Consider the following 11,548-nt stretch of genomic DNA (forward strand, 5'->3'; position numbering starts at 1 on the left):
TCCGGCGACAACTCCGACTCCGGCGACAACTCCGACTCCGGCGACAACTCCGACTCCGGCGACAACTCCGACTCCGGCGACAACTCCGACTCCGGTGACGACTCCGACTCCGGTGACGACTCCGACTGCTTCGAGGATTCCGACTGCGCCGACTATTACGGCGCCTGATTCGATGGTGTCAATTAGTTCGATCGCCCCGACTCCTACTCCCGGGCTGTTGCCAATGCCTGGCCAGACGCAGATTTTTCCTTCGATGCTGCCGAGTCCGACACCCGTACCTCCTACACCTTTCGGGTTCTAGGGGCGCGAGGGCAGCTTAGTTATGAGTTTTGAGTTAATGTCAAACTCACCAACTCAAAACTCATAACTCATAACTGATCGCTCAGGCTATTTAAGGTCTTGCTCAGTCTCGGCCGAGTCGTTTTCATGCTCGGCGGGATCGTATTCTAGGGGAGATAATTGTTTGCTGTACCCCAAGAGCGATCGAAGTTTCATGCGCTGGATGTAAGGCCAGCCGCCATTGGCTTCAATATTCCTGATCAGTTTGTACATTGCTTGGCGGTTGTCGGGAAAAGACGCTTGAAACAAACCGTCCCGAATTTCCTGGTGCGAAGCTTCTAAAGCTCGCAGCAAAGCCAAAAGCAGTACGCTGTCTCCCTGACAACTTTCGGCTAAAGTCCGAATCGCCTGTGTCAACGATTGCAGTTGAGACTGCAACTTTTCTGACTCTAAATTTTTGCCGTTGTCCATACTGCTGCTTCCTTTGAAATCTACAAGGCGTTTTTCCGGGGCCACTGGTGTCAACCGACTAATCGAGCTAGTGGCGATCGGCATTCGGGGCTAGGAGCAACGTAACTTAAGTAGGTTGACCTAAGCAATATTAATTTGCAACTCAAGTCAGGAAAAGAGCACAACCCGTCGTACCATGTGTATTGGGCGACGATCCGAAAATTTTGAGAAATCCTAAGTCAAGGCTTAATTTCACCGCAGTAGCTAGCTCGACTGTTTGAGTCCAACTCGGTGATGGCTTTCGGATGGTTGCACGGGCAGGGCCTGCCCGTGAGCAATTGTATTTTGCTCGAAATAGGGCTTTTTCTTAATATAATCCGATGTTGGAGATTGAGGTTGGCAATGAAATATCGTGCTTTAATTGTTGCACTTTTAGCATTTTGCATGAGTGCGCTGGTTGCTTGTTCTTCGGCTCCTGATACAACGGTGGCGACTACCGAGTTACTCACCTACGACCAGATCAGAGGTACTGGATTGGCAAATAACTGCCCTAGTTTGGCAGAAACTTCTCGCGGATCTATCCCTATTGAAGCGGGCGCAACCTATAAACTGACTGGTATGTGTTTGCAGCCCACAACTTATTTTGTGAAGGAAGAACCAGCAAACAAACGCCAAGAGGCAGAATTTGTGCCTGGTAAAGTGCTGACTCGGTTCACGTCGAGCATTGACCAAGTTCAAGGTACGCTAGATGTTGGTAAGGATGGGACTCTGACTTTTACAGAAGAAGATGGCTTGGACTTTCAAGCAATTACGATTCTGTTACCGGGCGGAGAGCAAGTACCTTTCTTGTTCACTATTAAAGAACTGGTAGCCAGTTCCGAGCCTGGAGTGGTTGCTATCAATACTTCCACCGATTTGCGAGGAAATTTTAACGTTCCTTCTTACCGCAGCGGTACCTTTTTAGACCCTAAAGCTCGCGGGGTAGCCTCTGGTTACGACCATGCTGTAGCGCTTCCGGCTACTGACAACTCCAAACTCAAACGCTCTAATGTGAAGTTGGCTGACACCAACACAAAGGCGGGCAAAATTTCTCTCCAAGTTGCAAAAGTCAACAGCGCCACTGGCGAAATAGGCGGGATTTTTGAAAGCTTGCAGACTTCTGATACTGATTTGGGAGCTAGACCTGCTTTGGATGTGAAAATTCGCGGTTTATTTTACGCTCGCATCGAGCCTTCTGTTTCGTAAAATTGGCTTTTTGGATCGATCCTCTGCGAGGGCTTCGCCAACGAACTAGAGCAGTTTTTTGGCCTCAAGCTACTGCTCGCTCTTCATTAGCCAACAGTCTTTAGCAAGATCACTGAAGACTGTTGACTAATGAATAAATTTATGATTAAACTATAATTGAGTTGCAATTTATTAAGAGAAGATTTTTTATTATTTAAAGTATTGCTTTTAAACCGTTTTTAGCTTATAATGCGGTGTGAAAAAATCCCCGTTAAATTTGAATTCCTACCTTGGGATAATCAGTTCAAATCCCTGCGCCTTCCCAAAATTAAACTCGCGTGTTCGCTGTCACAACGATTAGGTGCTAGGATTACACCACCTATAAATATTTTTTGTTAAGCTAGATTGGAAACTAGATATAAAGCAACATCAGTCCTCTGCTCTACCAACCCTTATGCCGCCATGTCTACCACAGCCCCGAACGAGCTAAAAAACGAAAATTTTCAATTGTTGCGCGAGTACCAAGATTCTGGCTCGAATGAAGTCCGCAATCAGTTAGTTCAACTGAATATTGGACTGGTGAGAAAAGAAGTTTACCACTGGCTAAACCAGTGCGGTGAAAGCTACGACGATTTGCAGCAAGTCGGGTGTATAGGGTTGATTAGGGCGATCGAGCGATTCGATCTGTCGAGGGGACACGCTTTTAGTTCCTTTGCAATTCCCTACATTCGGGGCGAAATTCAACACTACTTGCGAGACAAAAGCCCTTCGGTGCGATTTCCCCGCCACTGGCAGTCCCTGGAACGCAAGTCTGTCGCAGCAATCAAGGATTTGCAGGTGCAGTTCAACCGCAAACCTACGGATGCAGAAGTAGCCGCAGTGCTTGAGGTTTCTGTTGAAGAATGGCGAGAAATTAAGTTAGCCCACCTCAACCGATCGCCTCTCAGTTTGGACGCGCCGATGCAGGATGAAGATGAGGGTGCGACAAGTCTGGGCGAATTGATGCCCGATAGCAAGTATCGGAGTTTTCAGTTGGCCCAAGAGGATCGAATTCGCGTACAGCAAGCTTTGGCGATGTTGGAACAACGGACTCGCGAGATATTGGAGTTTGTTTTTCTCTACGATTTGACTCAGAAGGAAACCGCCGAACGCTTGGGTATCAGTGCGGTAACAGTTTCTCGGCGAGTTAAGAAAGGACTCGATTTGCTCAAGGAAATTATGACGAAGCAGCTTTAGTCAGTAGTCAGTAGTCAGTAGTCAGTAGTCAGTAGTCAGTTGTCAGTTGTCAGTTGTCAGTAGTCAGTTGTCAGTAGTCAGTAGTCAGTTCTCAGTAGTCAGTTGTCAGTTCTCAGTTCTCAGTTCTCAGTTGTCATTAGTTATTGGTTATTAGTTATTGGTTATTAGTTATTGGTTATTAGTTATTGGTTATTGGTTATTAGTTATTGGTTATTAGTTATTGGTTACTTGCTACGAATTCCCAATTTTCAATTCTCAATTCCCAATAACAACTAACAACTAACAACTAACAACTAACAACTAACAGCTAACAGCTAACAGTCAACAGTCAACAGTCAACAGTCATTAGTAGCAAATGACTAATGACTAATGACTAATGACTAATTTTTAGATGCTTCCGACAAATTTATCGAGCCTTTCTACAGCTTTTTTAATTGTGTCTAAATCGGTGGCGTAAGATAAACGAATGTGGTCGTCTGCACCAAATGCAATCCCAGGAATAACTGCTACTTGTTGCTGTTCTAGGAAAGCGTCGGAAAATTCTAGAGAAGTCATTCCCGTTTTGCTGATGTTGACAAACATATAGAAAGCACCGTCTGGTTTGATGCAGCTAATTCCGGGGATGGCATCGAGCAATTCAAATATTACTTTACGCCGATCGGCAAAAGCTAGTCGCATTTTTTCGACAGACTCTTGGCTGCTTTCCAAAGCTGCGATCGCGCCGTACTGTGCAAAGGTACACACGTTTGAGGTACTGTGACCTTGAATGGTACTCGCGGCCTTGATTAGTTGGACCGGCCCGGCTAAATAGCCAATGCGCCAGCCTGTCATCGAGTAAGCTTTGGCAAAGCCGCTGCTAATCAGGGTGCGATCGAAGATTTCTTTGCCCAGGGAACCGATGCTGACGTGTTGAGCGCCGTCATATATAATTTTTTCGTAAATCTCGTCAGAAACGACTAAAATATCTCGATCGACTATCACCTCGGCCAGCGCTTGGATTTCGGCTCGGGTGTACACCATTCCTGTCGGGTTAGAAGGCGAATTGAGGACAAATAACTTGGTTTTGGGAGTAATCGCTTGGCTGAGTTGTTCCGGTGTAATTTTATATCCTGTAGAAGCATCAGTCCGTACAATTACTGGCTTGCCGCTGGCTAGTTTCACCATTTCTGGGTAGCTCAGCCAGTAGGGAGCCGGAATAATTACCTCATCTCCGGGCTCGATCAAAGCCATCATCAGATTGTAGAGGGAATGCTTGCCGCCGTTGGTGACAATGATATTTTCCGGTTGATAGTTGAGATTGTTGTCGGATTGGAGCTTGCGGGCGATCGCAGCTTTTAACTGCGGTTCCCCAGCCACAGGGCCGTACTTAGTCTTCCCCGCGTCTAAAGCTTGTTTTGCCGCTGCTTTAATGTGTTCGGGGGTATCAAAGTCTGGTTCTCCCGTACTCAAACTACAGACATCAATCCCTTCGGCCTTCATGGCTTTAGCCTTAGCTGCGATCGCCAAGGTTATAGAAGGAGAAACCTCACCCACTCGTGCTGCCAACTTAATCATTGGATTTTAGATATTAGATTTTTGACTTTAGATCATAGGGCGACAAATCGTGATATTCAACCCTGTTGTTAGGGAATTATGACATTTGTTTACATAGTACGCAAAGGATTAAGCAATTTAAAAATAAAAATTAAAGAAGCTCTTAGTTTTAATTTTTATTTTTAAATTTTTAAATTTTCACGTTATTATTGTACCATTTTTGATGCCTCGTTACCTTCAACCCGGATCTGCAAGCTTATGGATCTCAAATCTCTGATTCGCGACATTCCTGATTTCCCGAAGCCGGGAATTCTGTTTCGAGACATTACAACTTTGCTGTCCAACCCGCAAGGCCTCAGCTACACCATTGACAGCTTAGCCGAAAAATGCTCTGCAATGTCTGCTGACTATGTGGTGGGCATGGAATCGCGGGGCTTCATCTTTGGCGCGCCCTTGGCTTATAAAATGGGAATAGGCTTTATTCCTGTCCGCAAGCCGGGGAAACTGCCAGGAGAAGTTTATTCTGCTGAGTACGAGTTGGAGTATGGTGTCGATCGACTGGAGATGCACCGAAACGCGATGAAATCCGGCAGCCGGGTGCTGGTTGTGGACGATTTAATCGCCACTGGCGGAACGGCGGTAGCAACGGCTCAGTTGTTGCAGCAAGCAAGCTGCGAGCTTATCGGTTTTGCTTTTGTCATTGAATTGCAGGCTTTGGGTGGCAGGCAGAAATTGCCTGATGTGCCAATTGTTACCTTAGTTGAGTATTAGTCAGTTAACTGTTAACTGTTGACTGTTGACTGTTGACTGTTGACCAATAATATCCTTGACCTTTGCATCGGAATCATTCATCTCTCTCTTTTCTTTCTCTGCGATCTCTGCGATCTCTGCGGTTAAATCATTCCGATGCAACTGGAATTAATATCATTCACAAATCTAAAATCTAAAATCTAAAATCTAAAATCCTATGACTTCTATTAAATCTAATCGAAAGTTGCGAATGTTGAATTCTGTGTTGGGTAGCGAGACATTTACTTATGTAATCAAGCGACTGTTGCAGGCACTTTTAACCTTATTTTTAGCATCGGCTCTTTGTTTTGCAATTATTGAGTTGGCACCAGGAAATTACTTAGATACTTTGAGCCAAAATCCCAAGATTTCGCCGGAGACACTCAAGCAACTCGAACAGCAGTTCGGCTTGGATAAACCAGCGATTGTGCAGTATTGGCTGTGGTTGCAACAAATTGTAACGCGGGGGAATTTTGGCACGAGTTTTGTGTATCAGCGATCCGTAGCGTCGCTGCTGTGGGAACGGGTGCCGGCGACGCTGTTGATGGCGATCGCCTCTTTGATTGTAACTTGGGCGATCGCGCTTCCTTTGGGAATAGTCGCCGCCGTCAATCAAAACCGCACAGTCGATCGAGTTTTGCAAGTAGTCAGCTACACCGGCCAGGGATTTCCCAGCTTTATCACAGCCTTGCTGCTGCTATTTTTTGCTCAAAATACTTCCCCTCTTTTCCCCGTCGGAGGAATGACCAGCATCGACCATGCAGACTTACCTTGGTGGGGTCAAATCCTCGATTACTGCTGGCACTTAATTTTGCCAACAGTCGCCCTCAGCGTTACTGGTTTTGCAGGCTTACAAAGATTGATGCGCGGACAATTATTGGACGTACTGCGTCAAGATTACATCCGCACCGCAAAGGCCAAAGGTTTGCCCGACAATCGAGTAATTTACGTTCACGCTTTACGGAATGCGATTAATCCGTTAGTCACGCTATTGGGTTTTGAGTTTGCTAGTTTGTTAAGCGGTGCATTTATTGCTGAATTTTTCTTTAATTGGCCTGGTTTGGGAAAGCTGACTTTGGAATCTGTGACTAATCAAGATTTGTACTTAGTCATGGCAAGTTTGATGATGGGCGCGACCATGTTGATTGTGGGGAATTTGTTGGCGGATTTACTACTCAAAGCAGTTGACCCTAGAATTAAACTGGAAAATCTTAAATAGAAGACTTAATTCAGTAACAAAAAGTACACAATGGCGATTTGTAACAGTCAACAGTCAAAAGTTAACAGTCAACAGTCAACAGTATTCCCATTACCCATCTCGGAGTGTTTTATGTCAGAAAAACAACCAAACGAACCAATGAGTTTTAGCCGCTTTGCCGACTGGTGCAGGCATATTGACAGCCTTTCAGAAGGGGCAAGGCACACAGTTAAAGAGTTGTTAGAAATGGCTGGCACTGATGACCCTGAAGCAGCGGAGCAGATACTTTCAAGGATGACAACACTGTATCTCTACGGCCATTATGAAGATATTACCGACATCAGCCCCCTCGGCTCGCTCACCAATCTGACAACACTCGATCTCGGCTACAATCAAATTACCGACATCAGCGCCTTGCGATCGCTCACCAATCTGACAACACTCGATCTCAGTACCAATGAAATTACCGATGTCAGCGCCTTGCGATCGCTCACCAATCTGACAGAACTCAATCTCTACGAGAATAGAATTACCGATATCAGCGCCTTGCGATCGCTCACCAATCTGACACAACTGAATCTCGTGGATAATCAAATTACCGATCTGTGCGTGTCAGGCGAAGTCGCACAGAAATGTCTTACTCTCTCGACTAGACCAATTGATGCTCAAAAAGCCACAGAAGCCATCAAAGTTGTCTATGCCGCTATTGGCCTAGAAGAACCCTCCGTTATTATTTGCAGCAGTCCCCGCGACGTTTGTCCCCAAATCTTCAACAGGCTCAAACGCGAGCATTCACAAAACTGCTCAGACGAATACAGCAATAGATTGGGGGAAAATTTAAACCAGATATGGATATCCCCTATGGAAGAATTGGCAATTTCGTGCCTGTGGGACGATGAGATCTGTGACATCACGATCGAGCCCGAAGCAGACAGCACACTGAGTTCGTTAATGAACGAATTGGTTGACAGCTATGTGCGATCGGAACGAACGATATGGAAGGTTTTTTTCAAAGATTTGTTCTACCTTTATTACCCTCAAACCTCCACGACTTTGTTTAAAGAAATCTATTTAACCCAATTGTATATATCTTCAGGCGCCAATCTTTCCCAAAAGGCACAAGAAATACATCACTACCAAAAGCTGCTTTTCGAGCATTGCGGTTGGATATTTCCCTTTGAAAAGATTTGCGCGGTGTGCGATCGCCCCCGCCACCTGCGCTTTGACAGTCAAAACCGCCTGCACGCGGAAGGAGAACCTGCGATCGAGTTTGCGGATGGATGGAATTTTTACTATTATCACGGTGTCAGATTGCCTGAAGAATATGGCAAATTTCACCCAAATAAATGGGAAGCCCAATGGCTTTTAACAGAAGAGAATGCCGAACTTCGGCGAGTGTTAATTCAAGGAATTGGTTACGATCGCCTTTGTCAAGAATTAGAAGCAAAACAAATAGATAGTTGGCAGGAATATGCACTATTACAAATAGATAATGCCGATGTCGAGCCGATTTGTTTGTTAAAAATGACTTGTCCGAGTACGGGATTCATTCACGCTTTGAGAGTCCCACCTAACCTGAGATCAGCTAGGAAGGCAATTCGCTGGGTAAATTGGGATATCGATCCAAAGAAATTTTCCGTGCAGACTTGATCGAGTTGCGGCGATCGAGTTCTGCAAGTAGTCAGCTACAGGGGACAAGGATTTCCGATCTCGATCGCACCGTTGCTGCTGCTATCAAGCTAGGAATACTTCGCCTCTGTTTCCCGTCGGAGTAATGACTTGTATCGATCGCGCACACTTACCGAATGTGGGGTCAAATCCTCGATTACGGCTGGCACTTAATTTTGCCAACAGTCGCTTTGAGCCTTACTGGTTTTGCTTTCCGGCAAAGATTGAGGCGCCGACAATTGTGGGACGTGCTGCGTCAAGATTAGATCCGAACAGCACGGGAAAGCCGGTTTGCGGGACGATCGAGTAATTTACATTCATGCTTTGCGGAATGCTGTTAATCCGTTGGTTACGCTATTGGGTTTTGAGGCAAGCTAGTTTGTTGAGCGGTGGGTTTATTGCCGAATATTTCTTTAATTGGTCGGGTTTGGGAAAGCTGACGAGGCGAGGCCGTGACAAATTTTAATTTGTATTTAGTAATGGCGAGTTTGATGATGGGTGCTACCATGTTGATTGTTGGGAATTTGTGGGCGGATTTGCTGCTGAAAGCTGTCGATCCGAGGATTAAGCTGGAAGATTTAAGATAGTAGACTTAACTAAGTAATATGAGGTACGCAAGGGCGATTTGTAATAGTCAACAGTCAACAGTCAACAGTCAACATTATTCCCATTATCCATGCCCCATGCCCCATGCCCAATTACCCATCTCGGAGTGTTTTATGTCAAAAAAAAAACGAAACGAGTTAATGCGTTTTAGCAGCTTTGCCGGCTGGTGCAGGCATATTGACACTCTTTCAGAATCGGCAAGGCACACAGTTAAAGTGCTGTTAAAAAAGGCTGGCACTGATCACGTGCAAGCAGCCCAGCAGATACTTTCAAGCATGACAGAACTGGATCTCTGGGGCGCTCAAATTACCGACTTCAGCATCCTCGGCTCGCTTACCAATCTGACAAGACTGAATCTGTGTCAAAATGGACTTACCGATATCAGCTTCCTCGGCTCGCTCACCAATCTGACAACACTGAATCTTTACCGCAATGGAATTACCGATATCAGCTTCCTCGGCTCGCTCACCAATCTGACAAAACTGTATCTCTACGAAAATCAAATTACCGACTTCAGCATCCTCGGCTCGCTCACCAATCTGACAACACTGAATCTGGGCAACAATAGAATTACCGATATCAGCTTCCTCGGCTCGCTCACCAATCTGACAACACTCGATCTCAACAGCAATCAAATTACCGACATCAGCTTCCTCGGCTCGCTCACCAATCTGACCACACTGGATCTCGACAGCAATCAAATTACCGACATCAGCTTCCTCGGCTCGCTCACCAATCTGACAGAACTGATTCTCTACAACAATGAAATTACCGATATCAGCTTCCTCGGCTCGCTCACCAATCTGACAGAACTGATTCTCTACAACAATGAAATTACCGATATCAGCGCCTTGCGATCACTCACCAATCTGACAACACTGTATCTCGACAACAATCAAATTACTGCTCTGTGCGTGTTAGGCGAACTCGCAGAGCAACGTCTTACTCTCTCGACTAAGCCAATTGATGCTCAAAAAGCTACAGAAGCCATCAAAGTTGCCTATGCTGCTATTGGGCTAGAACAACCCGAAGTTATTATTTGCAGCAGTCCCCGCGACGCTTTTCTCCAAATCTTCAACCCCAAAGGCGACCATTCACCAAACTGGTCAAACGAAGGGCCTTGGAATAGATTGGGGAAAAAGCTAGACGGGAAATGGGTGCCCATGTCCCCATCGATTGTGAGAGAATTTACAAGTCCGGCGGTGTGGGGGTATGAGCTCGATTGCATGACGATCGATCCCGAAGCAGACAGCACACTGAGTTCGCTAATGTACGAAGTGCTTGACGAATATGAGCGATCGGAACGAATGATGGGGAATGTTTTTCCCGATCATTTGTTCGACCTCCCATCCCATGAAAACCCCACGACTTTGTTTAAAGAAATCTATTTGACTGAATGGTATATCTCTTCATTAGGCGTCAATATTTCCCAAAAGGCACAAGAAATACTTCGCTGCCAAAAGCTGCTTTTCGAGCATTGCGGTTTTATATTTCCCTTTGAAAAGATTTGCGCGGTGTGCGATCGCCCCCGCCATCTGCGCTTTGACAGTCAAAACCGCTTGCACGCTGAAGCAGAACCTGCGATCGAGTTTGCGGATGGATGGAATTTTTACTATTATCACGGCGTCAGATTGCCTGAAGAATACGGCAAAGTCCACCCAAATCAATGGCAATCACAATGGCTTTTAACAGAAGAGAATGCCGAACTTCGGCGAGTGTTAATTGAAGGAATTGGTTACGAGCGCATTTGTCAAGAGTTGTCAGCAGAACAAATAGATAGTTGGCAGGAATATGCACTATTAAAAATAGATAACGCCGATGTCGAGCCGATTTGTTTGTTAAAAATGACTTGTCCGAGTACGGGATTCATTCACGCTTTGAGAGTGCCGCCTAACCTGACATCAGCGAGGGAGGCAATTCGCTGGGTAAATTGGGATATTGATGCAGAGGAATTTTCCGTGCAGACTTGATCTAGTTGCGGCGGCAGTATATAATTAAATCAAATTTGATTAGCAGTCGCAATGTGTGCTTGCGTAAGTCCTGAGCAAGAAGGAAGAAAGAAGAAGCGAAAAAACTGCTTTTTTGCGTTTGCAGGCAAAACTCTTTGGTGTCAACTTAATGTGAAACCCCGATTGCGGTATGGGGTTTAAACCCTTGCAGGAAACCTTAACTCCTCTTCAGACGACTGTTCCACTTATTATGCCAATTCCGCATTTATAATTCACTTTATATTGAGCGATGGTTGTCGCCACTACACACAAAAAGCCCGCCTTCGGAGGCTTTAAGATTAAAGTTGCAAAATAATTTCTGACTGTACAGATCCAAAATTATAGAGTCAGCGTATATTACTAATGAACGCAGTACAAAATTTCATAGGTTCGCATCGCTAAAAAGTTGAGCTTGCCTGTTTGCAGTTGAGCTGCGATCGCGCGCCAGCTACACAGCCAACTATAAAATACGGCTAAGTGATCTGTATTTAGGAGTGAGTTTATTTGAATCTGGGGGCGGGTTTATATATCATTTTACCTGCGTGTAATACTTTTATGGCAGCCCACACAGCCGAAA

At 45.4% G+C, this 11,548-nt stretch carries 6 protein-coding genes and 6 pseudogenes; 10 read left to right on the forward strand and 2 right to left on the reverse strand.

Annotation, left to right across the window (positions count from 1 at the left end; translation table 11 throughout):
* Positions 1 to 301, forward strand: a pseudogene (locus QUB13_RS17495) (calcium-binding protein); the annotation flags it as partial.
* Positions 302 to 387: 86 nt separating this feature from the next.
* Here QUB13_RS17495 and QUB13_RS17500 read toward each other — a convergent pair.
* A complete protein-coding gene (locus QUB13_RS17500; RefSeq protein ID WP_333091956.1) occupies positions 388 to 834 on the reverse strand; it encodes a hypothetical protein in 447 nt (148 codons plus the stop codon).
* A gap of 297 nt (positions 835 to 1,131) precedes the next feature.
* Between QUB13_RS17500 and QUB13_RS17505 the strand changes: the two genes are divergently transcribed.
* A complete protein-coding gene (locus QUB13_RS17505) occupies positions 1,132 to 1,974 on the forward strand; it encodes a photosystem II manganese-stabilizing polypeptide (RefSeq protein WP_333091958.1) in 843 nt (280 codons plus the stop codon).
* A gap of 441 nt (positions 1,975 to 2,415) precedes the next feature.
* Entirely contained in the window at positions 2,416 to 3,189 is a 774-nt protein-coding gene (locus QUB13_RS17510) for an RNA polymerase sigma factor SigF (RefSeq protein ID WP_333091959.1), read from the forward strand.
* Between the two features lie 387 nt (positions 3,190 to 3,576).
* On the opposite strand, the gene QUB13_RS17515 is transcribed toward QUB13_RS17510, so the two are convergent.
* The gene (locus QUB13_RS17515; protein WP_333382879.1) at positions 3,577 to 4,743 is read right to left on the reverse strand and encodes a pyridoxal phosphate-dependent aminotransferase; all 1,167 of its coding nucleotides are present in this window, start codon (positions 4,741 to 4,743) and stop codon (positions 3,577 to 3,579) included.
* A gap of 237 nt (positions 4,744 to 4,980) precedes the next feature.
* Between QUB13_RS17515 and QUB13_RS17520 the strand changes: the two genes are divergently transcribed.
* The 7 genes and pseudogenes from QUB13_RS17520 to QUB13_RS17545 all read left to right on the forward strand — a co-directional run.
* Entirely contained in the window at positions 4,981 to 5,493 is a 513-nt protein-coding gene (locus tag QUB13_RS17520) for an adenine phosphoribosyltransferase (RefSeq protein ID WP_333382882.1), read from the forward strand.
* Positions 5,494 to 5,689: 196 nt separating this feature from the next.
* Complete coding sequence (locus tag QUB13_RS17525; RefSeq protein ID WP_333382884.1) at positions 5,690 to 6,730, forward strand: ABC transporter permease; 1,041 nt, start codon at positions 5,690 to 5,692, stop codon at positions 6,728 to 6,730.
* Between the two features lie 273 nt (positions 6,731 to 7,003).
* A pseudogene (locus tag QUB13_RS30505) lies at positions 7,004 to 7,303 on the forward strand (leucine-rich repeat domain-containing protein); the annotation flags it as partial.
* A 546-nt stretch (positions 7,304 to 7,849) separates the two neighbouring features.
* Positions 7,850 to 8,359 (forward strand): annotated as a pseudogene (locus QUB13_RS30510) (DUF6745 domain-containing protein); the annotation flags it as partial.
* Between the two features lie 12 nt (positions 8,360 to 8,371).
* Positions 8,372 to 8,964 (forward strand): annotated as a pseudogene (locus QUB13_RS17535) (ABC transporter permease); the annotation flags it as partial.
* 294 nt (positions 8,965 to 9,258) lie between these two features.
* Positions 9,259 to 9,882, forward strand: a pseudogene (locus QUB13_RS17540) (leucine-rich repeat domain-containing protein); the annotation flags it as partial.
* A gap of 495 nt (positions 9,883 to 10,377) precedes the next feature.
* Positions 10,378 to 10,953, forward strand: a pseudogene (locus QUB13_RS17545) (DUF6745 domain-containing protein); the annotation flags it as partial.
* Positions 10,954 to 11,548: the final 595 nt, after the last annotated feature.

The organism is Microcoleus sp. B4-D4 (assembly GCF_036705185.1).
In the GTDB taxonomy this organism is placed as follows: domain Bacteria; phylum Cyanobacteriota; class Cyanobacteriia; order Cyanobacteriales; family Microcoleaceae; genus Microcoleus.

What these genes read in the sequence shown, in the direction of transcription:
- QUB13_RS17520 (WP_333382882.1), top strand. Translation starts at nt 4,981, where the DNA reads ATGGATCTCAAATCTCTGATTCGCGACATTCCTGATTTCCCGAAGCCG.
- QUB13_RS17505 (WP_333091958.1), top strand. Translation starts at nt 1,132, where the DNA reads ATGAAATATCGTGCTTTAATTGTTGCACTTTTAGCATTTTGCATGAGT.
- QUB13_RS17525 (WP_333382884.1), top strand. Translation starts at nt 5,690, where the DNA reads ATGACTTCTATTAAATCTAATCGAAAGTTGCGAATGTTGAATTCTGTG.
- QUB13_RS17515 (WP_333382879.1), bottom strand. Translation starts at nt 4,743, where the DNA reads ATGATTAAGTTGGCAGCACGAGTGGGTGAGGTTTCTCCTTCTATAACC.
- QUB13_RS17500 (WP_333091956.1), bottom strand. Translation starts at nt 834, where the DNA reads ATGCCGATCGCCACTAGCTCGATTAGTCGGTTGACACCAGTGGCCCCG.
- QUB13_RS17510 (WP_333091959.1), top strand. Translation starts at nt 2,416, where the DNA reads ATGTCTACCACAGCCCCGAACGAGCTAAAAAACGAAAATTTTCAATTG.